Raw genomic sequence first — 24,752 nt, 5'->3', positions numbered from 1 at the left:
TCCCATTAGATCGAACATACTAAACAACCGTCTCTAAGATGGCTGTCGTCTTCTACTTCGAGACCACCTAGGGTTTCAACCAAGGAGAGTGACTTTCGATTTGCCTTTTTTCTGGCTTGCGCCTTTTCCCAGTCTGACTTGATCTTGGCGACTCGCTCCGGCATTGCAAGTTCGCGCAGGGACTCACTCTGGCACCAGTAAAACTGCTCGCCAAACTGCACAGCACGTTCCTCATACTCCATGGCAAGTTCGAAATAGGACGGATGGGTTTCCAGCAGACGCACCCATTCGATTTTTTGCTGATAGAAACAAAAGAAGCAGCCAGAACGCGAGCGGCCCCAATCCATGTATTGCGGTAGTCCCAGTCCGGAATCTTCAAGAATCCGGATGATATCGGCTCGCACTAGTCCATCGTCCTGAAACGGATAGACGGCCAGAATATTGGACTTGGTGCTAATATACCCCGATCGGTTTTCGTCGGCACGCAGACCGACGTAATTGATGACGGGGCCATCTCCGACATAGGCCTCAAATGGCTTCAGCTTGAGCATCTTGGTGCACCACCGTCGATGGTTCGACGGCAGCATGCCCTTGTAGACAGTCAGCCAGTGGTCAAAACTGTCGGTAGGCGTTGTCCTGTGGATGCGTTTGCCAAGGATGGCCTCCAGCCTGCCGATGTAATCGTATGTCTCCGGCAGTTCCTTGTCCGTGTCGTGAAAGACGTATTCGATCTCAGGAACGCGGTCCCGCAGATAAATCGCCAGCGCCGCGCTGTCCTTGCCGCCGGAGAGGCTGAGGATATGCCGGGGAGGCTCTGCGCCGAAAGAGGCCGAAATCTTGGGGGCATAATCAGTGATCATTCTGTGTTCTCGTTGAAGTGCTATCGGCCGCAGCTTCGACAGCCGGCTCACTGTCCTTTGATTTTTCAAGCTCGAGCCAGAGAAGGTTGGTCAAGATCTGGACACGTTGGGCTTCTCCCTGGGGAAGACGTTTTGCAAGCGTGCGCATTAAATCCTCATCATCGGCATCAAGCGTCACGGGATGCAGAACCCGCAGCAGGTCACGCCCGTCACCGCGTGTCAGGTTGAGCCTGATGGCGTCCACATCCGGACGGTCGTCGGGCGCGGAGAATACCGCGCTCTCCACCTTCGCAAACACTTCGGCAAGTCCGCCCATTTCGTCCATGAATCGCGCCTCATCGCCAGGCAGCCAGCGTCCCGGCGGCTTTGACACCACAAAGCTTGCAAGCGACTCTGCCCAGGCCTCATCATGCAGCGCCGGGTCGCGCAGCCGCAATGCAAAGGCTCGCAGCCTCGGCTCCCGCGCGGCGAGCGAAACGCGTGCGCCGCGGGACGCCAGCGCAACGCGGTCGAATTGCTCGGGCCGTTGACCGATCGCAACGGCCGTCCGCTGGACAATACGTTTGATCAATTCGCCATAGCTGTTCTGAAGCTCACTGACCGCGTCGGTGAAGCGCTCGATGAATGCATCGACAAGCGCCGCCTCTGTGTCTTCTCCCCGAAACACGGGCAGTCCACAGGCATGCGGAAGATCGGCAAACAACAGCGTCGCCGGTTCGCGCGCCGACAGCAGTGCGTCGCGCACGGCAAGGGTTGCCGGCGATAGCGACTTGGTCTTGCGCGTGAACTCAGGAAGCTTGGCCGCGAATTGACAAAGTTCGGTGACGACATCCAGGAGGGCGGGTTTGCGTCCTTCCACTCCGCGGGCGAAGAGGTCGGCCAGGCGAATGAAGACGTCTGAGCGTACGCCCTCTACGCTGCAATGCTGGATCTCGAACGACTGTGGTGCCTTGATCAGCCGCAGGAATTCCATGTCTCCGAATTTTGGAAGGAACGTGCCGTTCTCATAAAGGGCGAATTCATGTCCGTGAACCCTGACGACGATGGCGAGCAGGATCGGGGCCAGACCCTGGCGCACACCGAAGGGCCGTGCAGATAGTGCCGCCAGAATGTTCGTGATGGCGACGCGGCATCCCTTTGCCTCGTGAATGAGGCGCAGAATTTCTAAAAGGCTTGGGCGCAGATGAAGTGGGTCCTCGCCGGCCGGCGGTATCTGCAGGGCAAAGCTTTCGCCGTCGGCAACATGCAGGGCACCACGCTGCAAAACCGAAAGATACATGGACTTTTCCGGCGGAGCCTTACGTTCGTCCATTCCAAGCAGCGGCTTGTCGGGCGAGCGGAAAATGCCCTCGATCAGACGCATCCGCGCGGCGGCCGCGGCACTGCTCAACGCATTGCGGTTTACCAGTTCGTTCTCGACACGCGGCGCAAATGGATAAAGATCCGAGCAGAGCTTTGAAACGATGCGCGGCAGATTTCCAGCGGCCGCGAAAGCCTCGCCAGCATAAATCCAGTCAATCTTGGCTCCGGAGGCGGGATCCGAAAGCGCCTCGAACTCGCGTTGCAGCGCTTGCTGAGCCTGTCTCACCTGCCGGCGCACCTCAGCTGCGGCAAAGTCGTCGCTAGCAAGGTCGGGAGTGTTGGTTTCGACCCACCGCCAGATCGTGACGTCGCGCATGTAGGAGGCCAGATGCCATACCGGGGGCAGCATGCCGATCACAAGGGCCGGATTTCCAGCGATCTCCGGATCCACTGTCTTCGCCTTGGCGGCAAGTTGCTGCTCGCCGCGATCAGCAAGCGACAGAACGATGACGCCATCAGCGTCCGTAGGCGCAACCGCAACTTTGCCAAGATCCTCGGCGAAGGCGTAGCGAAGCTCGAAATACCGCATCGTGCCGGTTTCGAGATAGTGCCGGCGGGCCAGAATCATTTGCCTGTCAAGGAAACCGCCAAGGACCGGCGCAACTTCCTCGGCCGCACCCACAGCGCGTTTTGCCAGCTCGACATAGGTGTGCAGATTGATGCTTGAATTCGGCCACAGCCGGAAGGCACCTGTGCCGCCTCGGTTGAAGAGCAGACCGGCCTGAGTCAACGTTTCGATCGCGGCATCGACAGCTTTCGAGCCAAAGGCGGACAAGGACGCGGCGAGACTTTGGCTGGTCGGCAGGAGATCGTCGGCATCAAGGAGGTTGAGCAGACCAACGGTCTTCAGGATTTTCAGCGCCAGCGGATCGACATCCACCGACGCATCGATCGTTGCGACAATCCTCTGCCACTGGCTCTGATGGTTCGCCGACGCCAGACGGTGACCGAAGGACGTTCGGACGTAGTCGTAGAAGCGCGACAGGTCGAACGTGTCGGCTCCGATAGGCGTGGCCGCGGCGAACGCTTGTAGCGCCATCGGCTCGCTCGACAGAAGAAAGCCGAACAGCGAGCGTTCGCTCTGACCGAATTGCGAAAAGAACCGAACCATGACCGGCAGCAATGCCGGATGCAACGGATAAAAACTCGTTGGGTCGACTGAAAATCCCCGGCCGCCAAGCCAGCCGATCCGCGCCGTCCCGTCGATCGCGGAACGCGCCTGCGCCACGATCGTGCTGCTCAGTGCTGCCGTGTCGATGCCCAGGGCGCCGGCGGCAAGGGCCGCGGTATGGACTAGCGGCTGGTCGAAAACGACTTCCTCAAAACGCCCCGCAACCTTGTCCCATTCATGGCGCTGTGCAAGCGGGAGACGCTCGGCGTAGGCCTGAAACCCCTGATGCAGGATGCCGACCAGCAGAAGTGGATGGTCGCCGCTGCGGGCAGCAAGTTCGCTCAGGCGCTGCAGCGCGAACACATCCTCGCGGTCGGGATTAAGGGCCGCGTGTTCAAGAAGCTTGCCCATCTCATCGATGATCAGCAACACGGCGAGATCTTGCTTTGCGGCCTCCTTGACCAGCTGCGACACCATATGCTCAAGGGTGCGCACGCAGCCCTCGGCCTCACATTCACGCAACGCGGCATCGAGGCTCGTCCCGAATGGAGGAGTGTCGTTGTTGAAATCCAGGGCATCCCGCACGCCGCGCGCCACAGCTGCCGCGATTCCCTCCCGGGCGCCAGTGACCAAGACGGGGAGGAATTTTTTGGTGTTTTCGCGCCCCGACCAGTCAATGGCTGCGGCGATCCTGTCGGCATCGTTTCCGGTCGCACCGCTCAGCAGCCGCGCGAGCACGAGCGCCATGCTCGACTTGCCGACCCCATAGTCGCCGGTTACGCGCCATGCACGCCGCTTCGAACCTTGTTTCGCACTCTCGATAATCCGTCTCAAGGCTTCGACCATCGGCGGTGTGACGATATAGCCTTCCAGAGCCGCCTGATCGCGGAAGTCTTTCTCCAGCTGTACGGATCGCAGGAAGCGGCCTGGAACGGAAATGAGATCGGCGATCACGCCATTGGTCTCCTTACCCATTGGATGTGGCTCCCTTCGCAAAAATTGCCGAAATGTCGGGCTTGATTTCGCTATCGCGCGTCAGCAATCCCTGGATGGCCGATGGGCGGTAGGTCAAACCGTGGGCTCCACGCTTCGACAAGGTTTCGAGACGGGCGCGAACGTCCTCTTCCGGCAACTTGAACACTTGGCCCGGGGCCCCGGCCGCCGAGAGAACATTGCGCACCAGCATTGTCTTCTCGGTTGGGGCTGTCCTGTCCCAGTAATCCAAGAGGACGTAGGCAAACAGGGCGTTGGAAACATCGGGCTTAGTTTCGCGCCGGAATGAATAGACTGGTTCCCAGCGGCCGGACTCGCTACGGCGTTCGCCGCTCTGCTGCAGCAGCCGCAACTCGACGAGTGGCCCGTCAAGCGAGTCCTCGACGCCTACACGGGCGCCACGCGACGAATGATATGTGTGGAGGAAAACGTCTAGATGCTGGCTAAGCGTAATGCTTGAATGGCTGTAGCCCATCCGCTGCGATTGCCGCACGAACGCTGCGAGCGCCTCGCTGTGAGAGAACTCCGAATACGGCCACGCGCCGAGCAGATAGTGCCAGGCAAATAGTCCAGGTGTCGCGCGGGAAGAGACGTTCCAATGCAGCAGCCAGAGTGTCCGGATGTCTTCCAGAAATGGATCGGCGCCATCTTCTCCGAAGACGAAATGGCCAATATCGGTGATGCGATGGGTTCTGTCCGGCGCCGGTCGAGCAATTCCCATCGCATCCACCCAGAAGCGCAGCGAGCGCACCATGTTTTTGCCGATGCCAAGCTCGACCATGGCGGCGTCTTCGTTGAAGAAAATACCCGGATCGGCCGAAATTGCCCGGTAGGCCTTCGGGAGCCAGGCATAGCGGCAGGCGAAAGTCTCATGTCCGGAAAAGCGGTAGGCCGGCTGGTTGTTCGAGATCGCAAGGTCAAACATCGATTACTCCAGACAGCATTTTGCGGACATCATTGATCGCGTCCGCTATTTCGGTCGCGGTGCGACCGATCTCGTCATCGGTCGTGAAACGGCCAAGCCCGATTCGCAGGCAGGTTTCGGCGATATCGGGGGCCATTCCCATGGCCCGCAAGACATGGGACGGCTCCTGCGCGCCGGCGTTGCAGGCCGACCCTGTGGAAATCGAGACGCGCCCGCGCAGACGGGCGAGCACCAGATCGTTCGGTGCGCCAAGCGCCGCAATGTGAAGATTATGGGCAAGACGGTTATCTTGGTCGCCATTGACTATAACTGGCCCAGCCAGCGCAATCATCTTTTCCTGCAGACGGTCGCGCAAGGCACGAAGGCGCAGGCTTTCGGCGACCCCTTCTTCCATCATGATCTGACAGGCCATGCCCAGGGCCGCAATTCCCGCGACATTGGGCGTCGGTAGATGGGCACCGTGAAGTCCGAACTGAAGAGATGGATCAAAGACCTGAGAGACAAGTGCGCCGACCCCTTTCGGGGCATATATCTTGTGGCCGCTGAGGATCAGGTAGTCCCATGATAGCGTCGAGGCGTTGAGCTCGATGCGGCCGATTGCCTGGGTCGCGTCGACAAGAAGGCCCGCGCCGGCAGCTTGCGCGGCATCGGCAATTTGCTGGAGCGGATAAATCGTCCCGACTTCATTGTTGGCCGCCATGACGCAGAGAAGATCGATGTCTTGGTCGAGTACGGCCTTCAGGCTGGCAAAGTCAAGGCGAGCATGCTGGTCTACATTGACCCAGAAAACCTTGGCAAGTCCAAGCCGTTCGGCATGGCAGACCGTGTCGATAACCGCCTTGTGCTCGACGCGGCTCACTGCTACGCGCAGAACTTCGCCTTTGCTAGCAACCGCATGCGCGAGCGCAAGCTGGATCGCCTCTGTCGATCCGGAAGTGAAATGCACTTCATCGGGCTCGACGGCGAGGCTATCGGCAATTTGCTGCCTTGCTCGGGCAACGAGTGCTGCCGCTGTCTCGCCATGAATGTTTTCGATGCCGTTGGCGTTGCCGAATTCCGAGGTCATTGCATTGACGGCAATTGCAAGAATGCGCGGATCGACTGGGGTCGTGGCATGGTGGTCGAGATAGATCGCCGATTTTCGGTCAGTCACGACCCGCGAAGGCATTGTCGGTGCAATCTCATTCATGGAGGGTCGCCTTGATGTTCCCAGGCGATTGCTGCCGAGGGTAGACGTTGATCTCGATTTGACATCCAAGCACAACCATCCAACGAAGCATCTGATCGGCACTGACGCTATCACTGCGCCCTGACAGAAGTTTCGAAAGCGTCGGCTGATCCGTGCCGCAACACTTGGCCGCCTGGGTCTGGCTGAGGCCCGAATCCGTAATGATCTGACGAAGCACCGCGCGAAGACAACTGCGCACGTCCTGGCCAGCAAGCGGACCTGTGCTGAGAGAAATCGCGTTGAATTGTACTTGCCGCACGGCCTGCTCCGGACATGATTCGCTGGCGACACTATGGGAAATTATCCATAGAGGGGGCAAGATTAAATACTCATTTCAACGCGTGCAACCACAGCTTTTATACAGGTGTCGTGCATCCGCAACGGCAGTATGCACGGTCCTGAGTTGCTGGGGGCATATAGCCTTGTCGATTGGTCGTGATCAGGCTTCCTGTGACGCCTCAAACTCGACGAAGGCTGTCGCGAAGAAAAGGTGACGCTTGGCTGGCCCCCTGTTAGTCTTGGGAACACCGGCGATCGTCGCGTGAGAACCTTTGAGCAAGGCGATCAGGAAGAGGTCGCAGCTTTCAGCGACAAGCTTTGGGCGGAGTTGCTTTGTTGCCTTCAGGTGCCTGGCGAATGCCGGAAGAGTCTTCTTGACTGTTTCCTGTAGGAGAGCGGGGGAGAGGACCTGAAAAAGATCCTTGGGTTGCGTAAGTTTCAATGCTTCGACCGTATCCCAGAGGGCATCGGCGTTGAGTCGAAAGTTCAGCGTCTTGCCAGAAACGGTCGGCCCGAAATGCTCCTCGAGCGCCTCCGAAAGCGCTTTCACATCCTTGATCCGGCCCTTGCTCAGTAATTCCTGCTGGCGCTGTGCCTCCACCCGCCGAGCGTTAGCATTGATCAGGCTCGAGATGATGTGATCGCCTGACTTCGTCAAAAGGCCTAGCGAGTCGAGCATCAGAATCTCATCGTCGCTTAGAGATCGGCTGTCTCCCTTGTACCGCATGTCGTGCTCAATCTCGTTCCAGACGTGTGCAAGCATGCTGGTGATCTGAATTTCGCAGTGACTGCCCTTCAGATTAAAGTAACCCTCAGTCAGATGTTCTGGCCGGAGACAGACCTGCATGTGGGTTGCGCGGTAAAAATTGGATTTGTCCCGTTGAATACGCGCGCTTTCTTCCTTGCGTTCCGTATCGAAATCAGTCTTGCCAGCAGGGCTTGCAAAAATTTCCTTGACCAGTTTGTACACAAGTTCACGGTCATGCTCAGTATATGTCATGACACGGACGCCGGCCAGGTCTCCGACACACGCGAAGACGTCGCTTCTCGTCTTGAACAGAGACGCTCTCTTTTTGTCTTGAGACCACTTGGTGAGCTTACCGCGGAGACTGTCCACGCTTTTCGACCGACCCGCAACTCTTGCCAAGATGTTACGCTTCTTCAGCTCGCTTTCAAGCAGTGCGACTACGTAAAGAACAAGCTTCGTCAGGCGGTCGTGTGAGTTCGAATATTCCTCACAGCATTCCATGACCATTTTGGCGTCAAGCGGCACAACCAGTCTCCTCAGTATCGATCCTTCCGGTTGTATACTGGGTGGCTTAATAAACCGTGTTTACAGGCCCACGTCACCGTCGTTAGGCCAATCCAAGCCTGTCTCTCCGGTGAATTTGCATGTTCATCCACCGTCACTGACGATCCGCTTGTCCAACGGAGAAAGGGGTGTGTCTTCTTGGCCGGGGCCTTGGTTCCGGTCGCTTAACGATAGATCCGGGTAAGATTGGGCTGCTCAATCGCTTTGGAGCCATAACCTAGCGCTTTGATCACGCTACGCAGTTGTTCGTCCGTCAAACTGGGTTTTGACGCATCTGAGCGTTCATACTTGCGTGCGTGGACGCTGGAGATTGCCGGCAGTCCCAACCATTTGTTCATCACGCGTGGGTCGACAAAACAGTGCTTACGGAGATCAATCTTGCGAGGACTGCAATCCGACAGAGGTGAAACTCTTTCATATGCTCCATGGCCTCGGTTCACTTTTTTGTCGATAGCAAGCAAGAGAACGTAGTTGACACTATAGCTTTGTGCGACGGCGCGTCCCAGGCTGTGATCGAAGTCCAAGATGGAATACTCGTCGCCGAAAATGTCCAGACCTACACGGCGATATTGAAAGTATGAGGGTCTGACGTACACCAGCCGCAATTTACCGCGAGTGAGCACGAAGGCATTGGTCGCAAACTTATTTCCGATTCTGAATATTTGTCCCTTCATCTGAATCGCCAGGGATCGCCGCTTAACCGCTCCAATCGGAATCTCTCCAGGGTGAACGTCATCCAAGAGCTCCAGCAGTTGATCGCGGGTCAAGTTGTTCAGGCGCTTGGCAATCGTGTCCATATCATTCATCCATTCCATCTGTGCCATCTTGGGCTTAAACAGGCAGCGTGAATCTTCCGTTCACAGCCTCCTGTATGAAGCGACACCTCCATGGTCGGAGCTTGTGCCGATAGTCGCAAAGGAATTCAGTGGCTTGTAAAAGGTGGACGAGTGTTGCCGGTTCGAATCCTTTCACATCAGGATTTTTGTCAATTGTTCATTCGAGTGGCATCGAATTTCTCCTTGGTGAGCGGATCCGCGGTCTGAGCCCATAGCATTACCGGCCCGGTTCTCGGGCCTATACAACCTCACATCCGGTCGCCACTTTTAGCGGCTGCACCATTTTCCCGCATTCGACGGGCACGGGCTCAGGAGAACGGGACCAAACTCAAGATCGGCGTTTAAAGGCCAAAAGGATTCCCGGTCCGTCCACCTGGATCCGTCAGGACTGATCAGGTCCTGAGGATTCGAATTTTCGTTTCACAGACACTTCCGGCTTCAAGCGATTTTCATGATTGCACCTTCGATCACGACACCGGCGCTCACATACTTCCAGAGAGCCACAAGCAGCTTACGCGCGAGCGCCACCATCATCGGCTTCTTCAGACGACCGCTGTTTTGAGCGATGCGCTCCTTAAACCAGCAAGTTAGCGCCGACTTCGGTTGATGCCGCAGCCATAGCCAGGCGAGCTCTACCATGGTTGCTCGCAAACGCGGATTTCCCGCCTTGGATACACCCTGTTCGCGGTTGACGTTACCGCTTTGCCAAGGGGAGGGGGCAAGGCCTGCATACGAGGCGATTTGGCGTCGGTTGTCGAAGTGTCGGAACAGCCCTTCCGTGTAAAGTATCGTAGCGAATTCCGGCCCTATTCCTTTGATGCCCAAAAGAGCGGTCGCTTCCTTCGGTGTCTCCAACGTCTCGCGGACAATCAAGGCATCTCGCTCTGCTTCTACAGCCTTGATTTGTGTGAGCAACAATTCGAGGCGATCGAGTTCTCTGCAGACTTCGGCCTTCAGGTGTTTTGATAGCGGACGCCCATCGCCAGTTCGAAGCTCATCCAGACGTTGGCGGCGATCTCGATTGACAGGTTCGTATTCCCGAATTCCCTGTGTGAAGAGTAGTCCCTTTATGCGATTGACGTGGAAGACGCGCTCGGCAATCAGATTTTTCCGCTCCCGCCCAATCCGTCGGTTGTCGTCTTCCGCGGGTGTGAGAAGCCTGACCATTGAGCACGCACGCGGCTCGCCGCGTTTCCATGCGATCAAAGCGCGGATCAGCGTCTCACCGTCGATGCGGTCGGTCTTTGCCCGGCGATGCCGGCGCGGCATGGCAATCGATGCGGCTTCTACAATGTGGCTCTCTATCCAAGCTTCCTTGCTCAGCACTCGTCCCAACCAGAAGCCATCCAGCCCGACCTCTTGGATCACGACCAATGGGTACAATGTGTTCTTTCGCCGTTTGACCTTCTGGCGAAGCGCTGTAAAGCATGCAAACAAACCGGCGATATCGCCTCCGCTGACGGTGTGGCGGGACATTTTCTTGCTGCCAGGTGACAGAGCCGTCACCAGCCATTTTGACTTGCTTAATTCCAACGAGACGAAAATTGCGCCAAGATCGACGAGAGTAGTGGTCTGCGCTTGAGATTGATCTGCTGTTATCGGCATGGTTGGCCTCCAGAGAGTTTTCTAGCGACCTCACTCTGCCACCGTGCAGGCCGCACTCACCCCTGATGGGATCTCAAGAGCTTGGGCGGTACGACGTCGTCCCTGCACCCGAAAAGGTCGCACGCAAATCTTCAGCCCGTCGCTCCGGTCTGCAACAACATCGTCGTGCTGAGCCCAACCCGCCCGAGGCAGGCTGGGAAATCTACGATTCTCGATCAGAGGACTGAGACGTTCTCAGCCTTCGATTTTCCAGTCTTGCGGTCCTGCCCCACCTCAAAGCTGACCTTATCGCCTTCGCGGAGCGAATCGCCGCGTTGCAAGGCAGACACGTGAACAAATACATCTTGTCCGCCATTCTCAGGCGTTATGAAACCGAAACCCTTGTCGTCGTTGAAGAATTTAACCGTACCCGTTGGCATGAGAGACCTATCTCCTGTGTCATTCGTCCAAATTGCGAAGCGGAAACTACAGCGGTGACGCTTCTCTAGCAACTGTGAGCATGTAGTTGGCTGCTTTGTGGGTGAATGTCGATGACGATCGATTCCGGTGAGCTTTGCTGACCCTGGAGGATGGGCTTTGCCATATCCGGGATCTCATCTGTCCCAAATCACAGTTAGCGTACTCGCGCGGCCACTAAAGTTTTCGAGCCATCCGGGAACAAGGCTAGATATTTAGGGCGAGAGAGCCGGGTTGGTTGAAGCGAGTGGATACGACTGGGTATGTTCATCGAGCAACGCGTTCTGCGCGACATCCCCAAGCTCCGAGAGTGGAATATAGCCCCTAATGCTTCCAAAATAGGAAGTTTCGCCCATGCAAGGCGATCGTACCGCTTAGTTCACGCGGCCTCAGCTTCCTCGGTCGCGTTTTCAAAGGGCAAAAATCCTTTGTAAACGAGCTGGTTCCTTACTACCGACTCGTGAACGAAAAACGTCTCTGCGGCAGCTTCGATGCTTTCTGGCGTGGGATTGTTGACGTCGAGCTCATGCCGCAGGTCATTGAACGGGCATAAAAGGCTTCGCGCAAAGGCCCGCTGGAATTTTTGTCTATCTGTGTTCGAACGGCTGACAACGCCGAACTCAGCCCCAGATTTCCAGACGGCATCGCCGAAGATTCTGGCTAGCTCGTAACGACGGTCCTTCGGACGCAAAGTCTGAAGCGACAGACGGGTCCGGTCAGAATCGTCAGACATCCGCACGCCATAGGGAAGTTGACGTGCAGTCGCCGTCGCTTTCTTCAAGTCTGCCCAACGCGCTCCAAGGATATCAGCAAGACTACCGCTCCGCAGTTGCCCAGGTCGCGCGCCGATCATCGCACGCAAGTTTGCCGCCGCGCTCTCCGCAAATCGCCACGGGGCCGCCGTACCGGGAAGTTCTTGATCCTTCTCAATCTTGGTTGCGAGACTGAGGTCGATTTTCGCATCCGACAGTCGCGTTGCTTCGATCGCCTGCCCAAGTATCGTTGCGGATTCTGCACCAGGCCTGGCGCGAGCTGCCTCTTCCACGCCCTCTTCACCGGCCAACCCCTCGAAATCGATTAGTGCGGTGACGACATCGTCCGGCGCTTCGTCGGCATCATATCCGAGACAGGCTTCAAGCCTTCTCCACCCCGCCAGTTCCGGGTCTCTCCGTTCGGCTAAGACCTGACCGAAAAGTGCCTCAAGCGCTTTGCCGTCTACTGAGCCCGCACAGTGCTCGATGACGACCCGGAGAAAGGCGTCGAGCTCCTTCTCATATTCGTCGGCCATGACCATCCCGACACCATTGATGTCGACATATTGCTGTGGGCCGCCTGCCGAGCGCTTCCCGAAACTTGGTGCAAACACGATCCGATCCGCCGAACTGTAGATCATAACCGGCGGCCATAGCGCGCCGCCCATCGCAGAGTTCAACTCGTGTCGCAGGCGCCAGTCCGCTGACACGGAATGAGAGCCATTGATAGTCTCCCACCGCAGGCGCCACCAATTATCAACGAACCACAAGGCTAGTCCGGTAGCAGAAGCTCTGAAATAGTCCCGAATGGCTTTTTTTTCCGTATCGGCGATACGGGACAATACCCTGTCGCCCAACCGAAGCGAAATCTCTGCAACTTCGCTACCGGCTGCAGACCAGTTGGCGGATAGTTCGAAGAAACGAGTGTCGATCATCGATAAAAAGCCTCTGCGGCCTCGATAGCGGCCCTAAAATTCTCATCATCTGTTATTGTAAATCCTCCTTGCGCGAAAGCAACCGTTCGCGAACGAGCGAGAATTTGTCGAGCGAAAGCGTCATTCTGTAGGAGCGGGTATCCATGATATTCCGCCTGGCCCGCATTTGTTATGCGTAGTTCGTAAATCCAACCATTGTCATCGATTGTCCAGAGCATCGCTGGAACATCTCCCGCGGCTCGCTCCGACTGCAGGCCGAGATGGAGTCCTCGCTTCAGCAGCTGCGGAATCCTCGAAATATCCGCCTGAGCGAACTTTGCATGTTCGTCGCAATAGGTGCGCTCGACATCAGGACCAACATAAGATTTCAATCCATAAGCAATCGGATTGTACTTGTGCTTGGAGTAGGGGCTATATCTAACTGCGTTGCACAGATCGTCGCGCTCCGCATCCCCCGGTATCGATGAGCAAAGCCGGCGCTTGGGATTGTCGCGAGAGCGCTCGACAACGAGCCGCCTTGGAGGGCGAATTCTACCCATTGAACTCAATCACATTCTGAAAAAACATTGCCGTCGTTACAGCGCCTTTGCCTTGGATTTGCAAGCTGTTTTGCTGTCACTCATATGATACGGCGTGCCGGGCCTGTGCTACACCAATGAGATATCGCGACAACGGCGTGCGGCGAAGGAAGCAGCGCAATTCCGATGCCGGTGATGGAAGTCTGGACAGATCAGGATCTTCGTCTATCAACTCTTCCGGGTTGGATAGCAAGCTGCCGTGCTTCGTCTTCGTCCTCGCAGTCGAGCTGATCCTGCTTGCGCTTTCAAACTACAAAAGGGGTGCAACTTCCCCCGGACTTGATCTCGTCGAGCCACGTCGTGCGATGGCAGTCGGCGGACGGGCAGCGGAAGCCGGAGCACGGAAGTTTTGATACGTATCAATGGTTTGCCAATCAAACTGCTGTGTTCCGGTTCGATTGCCATCAAGAGCTTAGTGTTCCTCCTGTGAGTTAATCGCTCCGAAGGAATTTCGCGTTTACCCATCCATCTCGGCCGGTTTCCGTCACAAGAATGTGCACCCATCCGGATTCCTCTTTTATGACGGCGACCACAGTCCCGGTCGGCAGTATCTCAATCAATGGTGACGTCGGATTAGGCGCTTTGTGCATGTTTAGGTTGGTTATAGTTCTCGCAGGTCTTGCGTTCTTTTGATCCGACACTGGAGCGATCGCGATTTGGGGTGTTGATTTTATCTCTTTCATGATCAGTGGCGGGAGAGAGGGAACTACGACGTCAGTCTCGGCTGCGGTGGAGTCGACATTTTCGACTTTCTGCGCCAATGCTTTCAAGTGTTGGTCTGTAATGGTAGCGCTTTCTTTGTATTGAAAATGACATTTAACAAGTTTAACGACTCGCATGCGGAGTTGGGGACATACCCTCGGCTGATACGATTCCCGTCAGACCGGTCGCCATCTCCGCAATTCAAAATCCAGTTGGACCCGCAACCGGGATTTGCCGACTATGTGATGTCCGGCCTGAGCCTACCAGAAATTGGTATTTGGTGATGCGTCGTTATCGAGATCACGGTCCACAATCTTGTAATTCCCTTTTTGTATTTCAGGGAATTTCCTGGTCTGTGTCCTAATCCAACCGAAACACCGAGTAATGTCATCGGCTTCGAAAACTGGAATTTCCTCGCCAGCGCATTTTAATATTACGATGTACCGCAATCATCGCTCCATTATGAAATACTGAAAGAAATACTTGTATAGATTTTATTTGCAGTTTCGCAACGAATGCCTTCGGTGCAGTAAAATTTGCCCTATCTGAGTAGTTCAGAAACCTCCCGACGTACACTTTGAAGCGGCATTGCAGAATGGCCTGCTGCCGATCATGGACCTCAGTTAAGATGGAATCCTACCCCGCAAGCCGCCCCAACGGGGCGGCCCCTGCACCCTTCCGTAACCGGTGGACACGGCTATGACAGAACGGACGCCGCGCCAAACTCTAGGCGTGGCAGCTGCGCGAAATTCCCGGCCGGGTTGGAATGGATAGCCGAAGCAAAGCAGTCCCGAAATCTTGCCCGTATCGCGAAGCTCGTCCGCGATCATGCTTGCCACGCGTCCGCCCATGGATTTTCCCGCGATGACGAGGGCTCCTTGCGAACCGAGTTCATCGATCATAGCTCCATATTCCTGCTTCAGAAGTTCGGCGCGTGGGGGCGGGGACCGCTTTCCGATGGAACGTCTTGCTGTCATGTAATCGACCGAAATCTTATTGAGTGAAATCTCTCGCACGTAGCCGTTGGAATGGAAGATGTAGATGAACTCCAGGCCCGGCATTTACTTGAGAAGTCTCAAGGCGTCGTGCGGCTTCGGAGGTCGAGCCAGAAGGAACCCATCGGAGCAGCATAAAGGCCAGCGTCGTGCCGGATTTGAAGAGACGCGGTAGCGATCGATCCCGGCGGAATCGCCTTGAATTGCTGAAGGATCGTCCCGATCATGCATTCCGGGTCGGCCCTCGGATGCAGAGAACTGAGAAGATTACGCGTCTCGGGCGATAGGAATTCACGATTTCTTTTCATGGGTTACTTCTTAGTTCGAACCGTCGAATTCAGGGATGTCTTGAGCTGGGAAACACAGTATAAAAAGAGCGAGGCCAGCAATTGTGGGTTTCGTAACTTCTTGAATATCAGGCTGTTAAACCCACGCGCAATTGCCGACGATTGGATGGAGGCGCCTTTGAATGGCGCTATGCCAAAGGTCCGATCGTTTAATCGACCATTTTTCAAGCGGGTTGCACATTGGGAAGGCGAAGTTGTCGCCTTCCCAATGTTTCTGGCGCTTCTTCCGCCAAGGCGCGTTCTTCTGCCAGTCACCGGCCATGATGCTCCCGAACGGTTGTAGGCACTTGGCAGTTCCGACACTTCCGCGAAGCCGGAGAAGAAGCGCACGTCGAGGCCGTTTGTCTCCCTCTCCTGGATCGCCGCGATGTTGTTCGGGCTGAGCCAGCGTGACTCCGCAGACAATTGCCGCATAGGAGCGCTGCGCGAGATCGACCGGTATCGACGCCGAAGGTCCTGCGTAACTTCCACGTAATTTTCGGTGGCCATATGTCTGCACCTTGGTGCGTCTCCACGGTCGACGGGCGACCGTAGCGGCGATGGATCGAAAGGACAGACATGAAAAAGATCATTTCAGGCATATTCGTTTGTTTGACGCTGACGGCTTGCAGCCAGACGGAAAAGGGCGCCGGCATTGGTGCGGCGAGCGGCGCTATCATCGGCGGGCTGGCGAGCGGCACTTGGGAAGGCGCTGCAGTGGGAGCCGCCGCAGGCGGCGCGGGAGGGGCGGTCATTGGGAACATCAGTGAACGAAACGACAGGAACCGTCGCGATCACTGGGAAAATCGGGACCGGCGCGATTACGGTTGCAGATATCGGGATAACTACGGCCGCTGCCGATAAGGGGCTGGCCTTGGCGACGGGGACTAAAAGCCGGCTGGATACTCAGCAGGTTTCGGTTCCCCGGTGCCGGACATCTGAACCGCCGATTGACTTGGCGGCCAGTCGGTCATGGCAGTCGAGTTTATCTGAAACACACATATAAATTTGCTGTTAGAATTCTTGAGAACAGCTGTCCGGGACTTGCACGATCAGGCCACTATGAAACTTCTACTTATCGAAGATGATCCGGAAATGACGGATGCGTTGAGGGTAGCCCTCTCGCAGCACGGCATCGTTCTCGACGCCGTTGGAAATCTGGCAACGGCGCGGGAAGCGATCGCTATGGCGGATTACGATATTGTCCTTATCGATCGGCAACTGCCGGATGGTGATGGCAGTACCTTTCTCGCCGATTTGCGTAGCGCGAGTTCAAATACGCGATCGATCATCATTTCCGCTCTGAGGTCGACCGACGAGCGAATTTCCGGCCTCAATGACGGCGCTGATGACTATTTGCCGAAGCCGTTCGAAATTCCCGAGCTTATTGCCAGAATGAGCGCTGTGCTGAGGCGGGTGCCGACAACCGGCCCATTCGTCCTGTCGGCGGGAAACGTCACCTATGATCGTGTTTCATGCGATGTGCATGTCAACGGCATCAGGCTTGCGCTCACCCGCAGGGAACTGCTTATCATCGAAACGCTTCTGAGAAACCGTGGTCGTACCGTGTTGCGCTCGTCCCTTGAGGGCCAGGTCTATTCCTTTGACGATGAGATCCAGTCGAATTCACTGGAGTCCAACATGTCTCGCCTGCGCCGAAAGCTTGGCGAAGCGGAGGCCGACATTGTTATCAAGAACATTCGTGGCATAGGCTACTACCTTTATGAGCAGAAATAGGATGACCAGCACATCCCTTCGCTGGCGATTCACTTTTGGTTTTATTGTCCTGCAGCTCTGTGCGGTCATCGCCTCGCTCAGCCTGGTTTTCTATCTTCTTTCTGGCCTCAAGCCCGATGTGGCGATCACGTCCATCTGGCTGTCTCAGGAAATCGCAGACTCGGTCCGTCTCGAGCCGAATGGCCGGGCCCATCTTGTGCCGACGGCCAAACTTAAAGAGATTATGGAGGAAGCGCCGGACCTGTGGTTCGTGGCAGACCTCGGCAAAGATATTGTCCTTGCACACGGTGCGCCTCCCGGGAAAATTGCCGACAACGTGCCATTCCTGCGGACGTTCAGAAGTGTCGAGCTCCATGGTGATCTGAACGATCCGTTGAGTGTCGCCCGCATGGAGCGTTTCGACACAGAGGCCGGTGAGGCAACGATTTTTGCCGGCGGTGTTTCGATGTCCCAATATGGTGTGACCGTGCTCTTGGGGAACCTTGCCATCGGCGTGCCGGCACTGATCCTTATCGCCATTTCCCTGATTGGCGTTCCGCTTGTCACACGCTGGGCGCTGCGGTCCTTCAGCGATCTGACGGGGCGTCTCGACAGGATTGATCTCGATACACGCGGCGCCCTGGTGGAAGAGCGTGGCTTGCCCAATGAGGTGCTTCGCCTGGTGCGCGACATCAACAGGGCGCTGCGTCGTCTCGATAGTGGCTTCGAGGCGACGGAGCGCTTCTTCGTCAACGCGGCGCATGAACTTAGAACGCCGATCGCTGTCCTGCAGGTGAGAATCGATACTCTTTCACCAGGTGCGGACAAGACACACCTGCAGACGGCCATCAAGCGACTTACAGCGATCGCGAACCAGCTCCTCGACACCGAGAAGTACCGGCAAAAGCCTCAGCAGAATGCACCTGTCGAACTCAACAGAGTCGTATCGAAGGTGGTCGCCGACCTTGCTCCCCTGGCCATCGCCGAAGGCTACGAGATTTCATTCGACAGCAACGCGGAAAACCTGTTCGTTCCCGGGGATGCCGAAGCTCTGGAGCGTGCATTCGTCAATCTGGTACGGAATGCAGTCCAGTATGGAGGTGGAAGAGGACAGATATCGGTCGGTATCGAGGCTGACGGCAGCGTGACTGTCGCCGATCAGGGTTGTGGAATTGCCGGCGACAAGCATTCGCGCATATTCGAGCCGTTCTACCGGGTCAACCCTCACGGCTCAGGTGCGGGCCTGGGGCTCAGTATGGTCAACGAGATCGTGACCCGCCATGGCGGTTATGTCGAGCTTTCCTCCGCGCCGGGCAAGGGCAGCACCTTTGTGGTGCGCTGGCGCGACATGCGCGTTTTCCGCCAGCCGTAGGGAACCCGCCGGTTGCGCCGGCTGGTCGATGAGACGGTTTCATTCGTGGATATGGCCACTATCGCACTCAATGTCTCGCGGGCAATCTCTGGCATGCCATCAACCTGGCAAGCACTCTTTGTCGCCCGGTTGACTTTGCAATGGGCGCCAAACACACCGGGCGCGACAACGGCCAGGTAATGTCAGGTTCCTGACCAACGGCCAGCCGCGACGGCCGCTCTCCGTAATTTTTGCGTAATTTTCGTGACGGAGAAAGCCCGCAATTTTCGATAGCACGGACCATGGCTTGATGACACGACACATTACCCGCAAGCGTCTGATCCTGGCGGCAGTGACCCTTGTGGGTCTGCTTGTTGTCTGGGACCTGTTTCTGCGTCCGCCGGCGAAGCCTGAACTGGTGACCACGCAGGCGAGAACGGGTGACATTGAAGAGGTCGTGTTGGCGACAGGGGTTCTCGAACCGCTCGAACTGGTGCGTGTCGGCGCCCAGGCGTCGGGTCGCGTTGAGCGGCTGGCTGTCAAGATCGGTGACGTCGTCGAGGCCGGCCAATTGGTGGCCGAGATCGATTCCCAGACCCGGCGCAACACCTTGCGGGACCGCGAGGCCGCCTTGGCCAACATCCGCGCCGTTCACGCCGCGCGCAGCGCCGGTCTGGTGAAAGCCGAGAAGGATTTCGAGCGCGAGCGTGACCTGCTGGCGGGTGGTTCCACGCCGCGCGCCCAGTATGACGCTGCGGTTGCGATGCGAGACACCGCGCGGGCTGAGGTTCAGTCGCTGGACGCTCAGATCACCCAGGCGCAGGTCGCGCTGGAGTCTGCGGGTATAGAACTGGACTATACGCGCATCACTGCCCCAATCGCCGGCACAGTGGTCGCTATCGTCACTGACGAGGGCCAAACCGTGAATGCCCTGCAGACCGCGCCGACCATCGTCATGATCGCACGATTGGACACAATGACGGTGCGCGCGGATCTCTCCGAGGCTGACGTCGTGCGTGTACGGCGGGGCCTGCCGGTCTGGTTCAGCATTCTTGGCGACCCGAAGCGTCGTTTCGATGGGGAGTTGCGACAGGTGGAACCGGCCCCAGCCTCCATCGCCAACGAGAGCAACGCCACCGCGAGCCGGATTGGCTCAACCAACGGCGCGGTCTATTACACCGGGCTGATCGACGTGGCGAATGCGGACGGGGTCCTGCGGCCCTCCATGACGGCGCAGGTGTCCATTGTTCTCAGCCGCGTCAGCGGCGCCGTGCTGGTGCCGCTGAGTGCTGTGGAGGGTGCGCCGCGGGCTGGCGACACAGCACGCATCCGGGTGCTCGACGCAGCAAGCGAGGTCCAGATCCGGCAGGTCCAGGTCGGCATCGATAACGGCGCCGACATCCAGATCCTTGGCGGTCTTCAGACAGGCGAGATCATCGTCCTGGGAGCATCCACGGACGAGCGCACGGATGGCCAGTCTCAACTGGCCGCGGCGCAGCGGTAGGGCGGCGCCATGACGGAACCACTGATCCGCGTACGTGGGGTATCCCGCGCTTTCCCCGCAGGCGACGAGATGGTGCGGGTGCTGAAAGACGTCGACCTCGATATCGAGGCCGGCGAGATGATGGCCATCATCGGCGCCTCGGGCTCCGGCAAGTCGACGCTGATGAACATCCTTGGCTGTCTCGATCGCCCGACGGACGGCAGCTACTGGATCGAAGGGCGCGAGACCTCGACGATGTCCGTGGACGAACTCGCGGCATTACGCCGTGAGCGTTTTGGTTTCATCTTCCAGCGCTATCATCTGCTTGGCGATCTCAGCGCGGCCAGCAATGTCGAGGTGCCGGCCATCTATGCCGGACGCAGCCGATCCGACCGGCACAAGCGAGCGATCTCCTTGTTGACCCGACTGGGCCTCGCCGAGCGGACGGGCAATATCCCGGGCAAGCTTTCGGGCGGCCAGCAGCAGCGGGTGTCGATCGCCCGCGCCCTGATGAATGGCGGCGAGATAATTCTGGCCGACGAACCGACCGGAGCGCTGGATACGCACAGTGGCGCCGAGGTTATGAAGATCCTTCGCGAGCTTCACGCCGAGGGGCACACCATCATCCTGGTCACCCACGACAAGAAGATCGCCGAACACGCGGATCGGGTTGTCGAGATCAGCGACGGCGTTATCATTTCCGACGAGCGCAATGTATCCAAATCCGCCGCGACGGCCCGTCCCATCCGCGAACATACGCCGGGCGCTGGCTGGCGTGGCGCAATTGACCGGATGACTGAGGCCTTTCGCATGGCGGGCGCGGCAATATGGGCGCACAAGATGCGCTCGCTTCTGACCATGCTCGGCATCATCATCGGCATCGCCTCGGTGGCGGCTATCTCGGCATTGGGAGCCGGTTCGCAGCAACAAATCCTGAGCAGTATCAGTTCGCTTGGCACCAACACGATCGAGGTACGGGCCGGGAAAGGCTTCGGCGATCTGGAAGCGGGCAAGATACGGACGCTGGTTCCCGCCGATGCCGAAGCGCTGGTGAACCAGCCCTATGTCGACAGCGTGACACCAACCGTCACGACGAGCGTAACTGTCAAGCGCGCCGCCGTGGCCGTCAATGCGTCAGTCACCGGAGTTGGCGCCGACTTCTTTCGTGTCCGGGGCCTTGAGCTGGCGCATGGACAACTGTTCGACGCGCAGGACGTGACCGCCTACAGCCAGAATGTGGTGATCGATGCAAACGCCGCGCGAGACCTGTTTCCAGACCGGGTAAACCCGGTGGGGCAGGTCATCCTTCTGGGCACAATGCCGGCGAGGGTCGTGGGTGTGACAAAGCAGGAAAACTCCTTCGGCCCGGCGGTTGATACGTTGACCGTTTATGCGCCTTACACAACCGTCATGGGCCGCATGCTGGGTCGTCCGAACGTCGACGGCATAACGGTCCGTATCAGCGACGATGTCGATCCGGGAAATGTCGAGGCCGCGGTTTCGCGCCTTATCGAGCGTCGGCACGGCGCGAAAGACTTTTTCCTCACCAACTCGGCGACCATTCGCGAAACCATCGAGACCACCACGCAAACCCTGACGCTGCTGATATCCTCAGTCGCGGTGATCTCGCTGATTGTCGGCGGCATCGGCGTGATGAACATCATGCTGGTGTCCGTGACCGAGCGCACCAAGGAGATCGGGGTCCGTGTGGCCGTCGGCGCGCGCCGCAGCGACATCCTCTCCCAATTCCTGATCGAGGCCGTCATGGTCTGCCTTGTCGGCGGCTTCATGGGAGTGATGCTCGCCCTCGGGATCAGCGCTCTTTTCAATTTGCTGAGCCCCGACTTCAAAATGCTCTTCTCCTCGGGCTCCATCATGGTGGCCTTCGCCTGCTCAACCCTGATCGGAATCGTCTTCGGCTTCCTTCCTGCCCGCAATGCGGCAAAGCTGGACCCGATCGAAGCCTTGGCGCGCGACTGATGAACCGCAAACGTCTGTTCGGTTGCGAGTTCTGGCGAGGCTTTGCGCGACTCGGCCGCATCGAGCGTACCCTGTTCATGATCGACTGGAATTCTAGCCCGGTGTCAGGCCGGCCTCAACGAGGGCGAAGACGCCCACAGTGAGGCCTGTCCGCTGAGCGTCGGAGCGCGTTGTCCGTGCGCGAGTTGAACGTTTGTTCCTAGAATTGTATAAACAGAATATATTTTTCGTAATGAGAAAGACATTTCCGAAACTGATATTGTATTTCCGATTAATTCATCTTTAGCAAAGAGAGAGCAAATGTATGTTTGATCGATCTGCTTGTTAAATTCGAACGGCGTCGAGTGTGACGGATACGTTTTCCGAGGATATGATATGCCGATTGACCGTCTACTATCGAGATTCAGTATTCAGACAAAGGTTCTGATGTTTATTCTGCCATTCGTCGTCAGTATTTCTGCGGTTGGCTTCACGGGTCTTTGGGCTTCCGGTCTCCTGCAGAGTCGCATTGAGATTTCGAACAGCGTGCTTCAGTCACTGACAGGCTTTCGTGATTTAGCCTCAGGCATGAACCGATTTCTGGCTGAAACGACTGAGGAGCGGCGCGATGAGGTCAAAGGCCGCTTTGCCGAACAGCGCAAGATCGTGCAAACAACGCTCCGTCAGGTCGAAGAGGGCACCGAAGAAAATGCGACCCTGAAGGCCACCGACGCATCGATAGCAAAGGCGGGCGACTATGTCGATGATCTGTGGTCGATGCATGAAACCGAAACGGGCCTCGAGAAAACCATCCAAAAAGGGCTGAGCGTAGTCGTCAGTTCCCAGACGGATATCAGCGAAGCGCTGAAAAAGGTCCAGCGGTCCGTGCAGGATGAGGACGCTGCGGCCAAAAGAACCCTGCGCGACGCCGACTATATCCGCGGCATGGCGACGTTTTTGGCTAACACGCAGACGGCTTTCGATACGGCGAGCCGACCGGCGGACAAGGTTGCCGTCATTGCGAGCGCACTGCCCGACATGAAGAAGAGACTTCGTGTGACGGCCATGTCGCTGCCAGAGGCAAACAGGCCTACCGGGAAATCAATTGAACGGGTTCTGGGCGAACTCCAGGGACTGATTGCCGGAGATGACAAAAGTGACGCCGTGTTGTCTGCCATTTCCGAAAATGTGGGGAAGTTTGCGCAGTTGAACGCCGACCTCGGTCTTGCGGCTCAGCAAAAGATGCTCGATGCGACCGTCAAATTCGGTCAGCTCGATGCGCCGGCTGAAAAGGCGATGGCGGTTTTGAACGACGGCCGTCAGCTTATGAATTCAGGCTACTCGATTCAGATCATTGTGGCCCGCCTCCTGCTATTTCCAACCGCCGAGAACCGGACGCGGCTGCTGCAGGAATTTGCATCCATGCGCAAGGACATGGCGAAACTCAAGCAAAATGCCGAAACCCTGCCATTCTATGCCCAACTTGAAAAAAGTCTGCTGCCGGCGCTTGCAGCGACCGAGGTCGCGAGCGGCGATCTCGTTGTGGTAAGCAACAAGCGCAGAGCCAGTTTCGAGAAAGCCGCCGGGGAACTGGATGCTGCCTGGCAACTGCTGACCGCTTTCGCGGAACATCAAAAGCGTAACGCAGGAGAAGATCGCCGCGAGGCAAACTCCTTGTCGATCAGCGCCACTTCGATCGGCATAGTGATCTCCATCTTCGCCGCAGTCGGCCTTGTCGTGACTTTCAAGGGGCCGATCGGTCAAATCACCGCCGCGATGCGACGGCTTGCAGAGGGTGCTTTGGATACGGATATCAAAGGAGAAAGCAGGACGGACGAGATCGGCGATATGGCACGGGCACTGGGCGTCTTCAAACAAAACGCGCTTTCCAAACTCGAGATAGAGCACGAAAACCAAGTGCAGCGCGCCGAGGCAGAAGAGGATCGTCGTCGCAATGAGATCGAAAGGCAGAAAGTCGACCAGCAAATCGCCTTTGCCGTGTCGGCTCTTGCCGCCGGCCTGGAGCGACTTGCGAAGGGGGATATTTCCAAAAACATCGATACGCCGTTCGATGGGCGTCTAGAGCAACTCCGGATCGATTTCAACCAGTCGCTTGAGCGACTTCAAACGACGATGATACAAGTGCGCGATAATACCTCCATGATCCAGCGCAACGCAGCCGAAATGAGTTCTGCCGCTGATCATCTCGCCAAACGGACCGAGCAACAGGCAGCATCGCTCGAAGAAACGGCTGCCGCGGTCGAGGAGATCACAGTGACGGTCAAGTGTTCGGCAGGGCAGGCCGAGGAGGCGGACCATGTCATTGCTGAAACGAAGCGACGTGCGGACAACTCCTCTGTCGTCGTCGGTGACGCGATTGCCGCCATGGCCCGGATCGAGACCGCCTCGGACCAAATCGTTCAAATCATCGACGTGATCGACGAGATCGCCTTCCAGACCAACCTTCTGGCGCTTAACGCCGGAATAGAGGCAGCTCGAGCCGGACAGGCGGGCAAGGGCTTCGCGGTGGTCGCTCAGGAGGTTCGCGAGCTTGCCCAGCGCTCCGCGGGCGCTGCCCATCAGATCAAGGATCTTATCCAAAAATCCAGCGAGGAAGTCTCCTCGGGCGCAAAGCTGGTTCAGCAGACTGGAACCGTACTTTCGGACATCTCATCCAGCATCATTACCGTCGCCGAACGGGTAACGGCGATTACAACTGCTAGTCGCGATCAAGCAAATGCGCTTGCCGGGGTCAACACGTCTGTCAACGAAATGGACCAGATGACGCAGCGTAACGCCGCCATGGTGGAGGAAACCAATGCCGCGACCCGGCAGCTTGCCGATGAGGCGGATGCGCTGATGGAAATCGTCAGCCGGTTCCAACTGCCGCAACAGGGCATTTGCAACGGTACTGCCGAGGCCCGTGCCGCTTAGGCGCGGATGGGGATATCGATTAGTTTCTTCTACGTTTCTTGCCCGCCTATTCTG

Annotated in this window: 17 protein-coding genes and 2 pseudogenes; 6 read left to right on the top strand and 13 right to left on the bottom strand. The window is 57.3% G+C overall.

Annotation, left to right across the window (positions count from 1 at the left end; genetic code table 11):
- Window positions 1-5: 5 nt before the first annotated feature.
- The 13 genes and pseudogenes from ACIQUH_RS19120 to ACIQUH_RS19060 all read right to left on the bottom strand — a co-directional run.
- Window positions 6-860: a phosphoadenosine phosphosulfate reductase family protein gene (locus tag ACIQUH_RS19120; RefSeq protein WP_400817840.1), complete on the bottom strand. Its 855-nt coding sequence runs from the start codon at window positions 858-860 to the stop codon at window positions 6-8.
- The gene (locus ACIQUH_RS19115) at window positions 850-4,308 is read right to left on the bottom strand and encodes a hypothetical protein (RefSeq protein ID WP_400817838.1); all 3,459 of its coding nucleotides are present in this window, start codon (window positions 4,306-4,308) and stop codon (window positions 850-852) included. The genes ACIQUH_RS19120 and ACIQUH_RS19115 overlap by 11 nt, the downstream gene beginning before the upstream one ends.
- A complete protein-coding gene (locus ACIQUH_RS19110) occupies window positions 4,301-5,251 on the bottom strand; it encodes a DUF4007 family protein (RefSeq protein WP_400817836.1) in 951 nt (316 codons plus the stop codon). The genes ACIQUH_RS19115 and ACIQUH_RS19110 overlap by 8 nt, the downstream gene beginning before the upstream one ends.
- Entirely contained in the window at window positions 5,244-6,509 is a 1,266-nt protein-coding gene (locus tag ACIQUH_RS19105; protein ID WP_400817834.1) for a cysteine desulfurase family protein, read from the bottom strand. The genes ACIQUH_RS19110 and ACIQUH_RS19105 overlap by 8 nt, the downstream gene beginning before the upstream one ends.
- Window positions 6,433-6,657: an XRE family transcriptional regulator gene (locus ACIQUH_RS19100; RefSeq protein WP_400818048.1), complete on the bottom strand. Its 225-nt coding sequence runs from the start codon at window positions 6,655-6,657 to the stop codon at window positions 6,433-6,435. Before ACIQUH_RS19100 ends, ACIQUH_RS19105 begins: the two co-directional genes overlap by 77 nt.
- A gap of 261 nt (window positions 6,658-6,918) precedes the next feature.
- Window positions 6,919-8,031 carry a GTP pyrophosphokinase family protein gene (locus ACIQUH_RS19095; protein WP_400817832.1) on the bottom strand — a complete coding sequence of 371 codons (1,113 nt, stop codon included), beginning with the start codon at window positions 8,029-8,031 and terminating at the stop codon, window positions 6,919-6,921.
- 203 nt (window positions 8,032-8,234) lie between these two features.
- Entirely contained in the window at window positions 8,235-8,867 is a 633-nt protein-coding gene (locus ACIQUH_RS19090) for a hypothetical protein (RefSeq protein WP_400817830.1), read from the bottom strand.
- 477 nt (window positions 8,868-9,344) lie between these two features.
- Complete coding sequence (locus ACIQUH_RS19085) at window positions 9,345-10,511, bottom strand: IS110 family transposase (protein ID WP_400817828.1); 1,167 nt, start codon at window positions 10,509-10,511, stop codon at window positions 9,345-9,347.
- 215 nt (window positions 10,512-10,726) lie between these two features.
- Window positions 10,727-10,930: a cold-shock protein gene (locus ACIQUH_RS19080; protein ID WP_113082095.1), complete on the bottom strand. Its 204-nt coding sequence runs from the start codon at window positions 10,928-10,930 to the stop codon at window positions 10,727-10,729.
- Between the two features lie 416 nt (window positions 10,931-11,346).
- Window positions 11,347-12,654 (bottom strand): hypothetical protein, encoded by a 1,308-nt coding sequence (locus ACIQUH_RS19075; protein ID WP_400817826.1) that lies wholly within the window; start codon window positions 12,652-12,654, stop codon window positions 11,347-11,349.
- A 1,009-nt stretch (window positions 12,655-13,663) separates the two neighbouring features.
- Window positions 13,664-13,822 carry an SH3 domain-containing protein gene (locus tag ACIQUH_RS19070; protein ID WP_400818046.1) on the bottom strand — a complete coding sequence of 53 codons (159 nt, stop codon included), beginning with the start codon at window positions 13,820-13,822 and terminating at the stop codon, window positions 13,664-13,666.
- Between the two features lie 870 nt (window positions 13,823-14,692).
- Window positions 14,693-14,995, bottom strand: a pseudogene (locus ACIQUH_RS19065) (alpha/beta family hydrolase); the annotation flags it as partial.
- Between the two features lie 495 nt (window positions 14,996-15,490).
- Window positions 15,491-15,714 (bottom strand): annotated as a pseudogene (locus ACIQUH_RS19060) (RNA-splicing ligase RtcB); the annotation flags it as partial.
- A 120-nt stretch (window positions 15,715-15,834) separates the two neighbouring features.
- Here ACIQUH_RS19060 and ACIQUH_RS19055 point away from each other — a divergent pair.
- From ACIQUH_RS19055 to ACIQUH_RS19030, 6 genes are all read left to right on the top strand, one after another.
- On the top strand, window positions 15,835-16,119 hold the full coding sequence (locus ACIQUH_RS19055) for a YMGG-like glycine zipper-containing protein (protein WP_262517887.1): 285 nt from the start codon (window positions 15,835-15,837) through the stop codon (window positions 16,117-16,119).
- Window positions 16,120-16,317: 198 nt separating this feature from the next.
- Complete coding sequence (locus tag ACIQUH_RS19050) at window positions 16,318-16,992, top strand: response regulator transcription factor (RefSeq protein WP_400817823.1); 675 nt, start codon at window positions 16,318-16,320, stop codon at window positions 16,990-16,992.
- 1 nt (window position 16,993) lies between these two features.
- A complete protein-coding gene (locus ACIQUH_RS19045) occupies window positions 16,994-18,343 on the top strand; it encodes a sensor histidine kinase (protein ID WP_400817821.1) in 1,350 nt (449 codons plus the stop codon).
- 289 nt (window positions 18,344-18,632) lie between these two features.
- Entirely contained in the window at window positions 18,633-19,826 is a 1,194-nt protein-coding gene (locus tag ACIQUH_RS19040; RefSeq protein ID WP_400817819.1) for an efflux RND transporter periplasmic adaptor subunit, read from the top strand.
- Window positions 19,827-19,835: 9 nt separating this feature from the next.
- On the top strand, window positions 19,836-21,785 hold the full coding sequence (locus ACIQUH_RS19035) for a MacB family efflux pump subunit (protein ID WP_400817817.1): 1,950 nt from the start codon (window positions 19,836-19,838) through the stop codon (window positions 21,783-21,785).
- 375 nt (window positions 21,786-22,160) lie between these two features.
- Entirely contained in the window at window positions 22,161-24,698 is a 2,538-nt protein-coding gene (locus tag ACIQUH_RS19030; protein ID WP_400817815.1) for a methyl-accepting chemotaxis protein, read from the top strand.
- Window positions 24,699-24,752 lie beyond the last annotated feature (54 nt).

The sequence above is a fragment of the Agrobacterium sp. NPDC090283 genome (genome assembly GCF_044769685.1).
Lineage (GTDB): Bacteria > Pseudomonadota > Alphaproteobacteria > Rhizobiales > Rhizobiaceae > Agrobacterium.
Note: the sequence above shows the minus strand (reverse complement) of the source record. Positions and strands in the feature narration are given on the sequence as shown.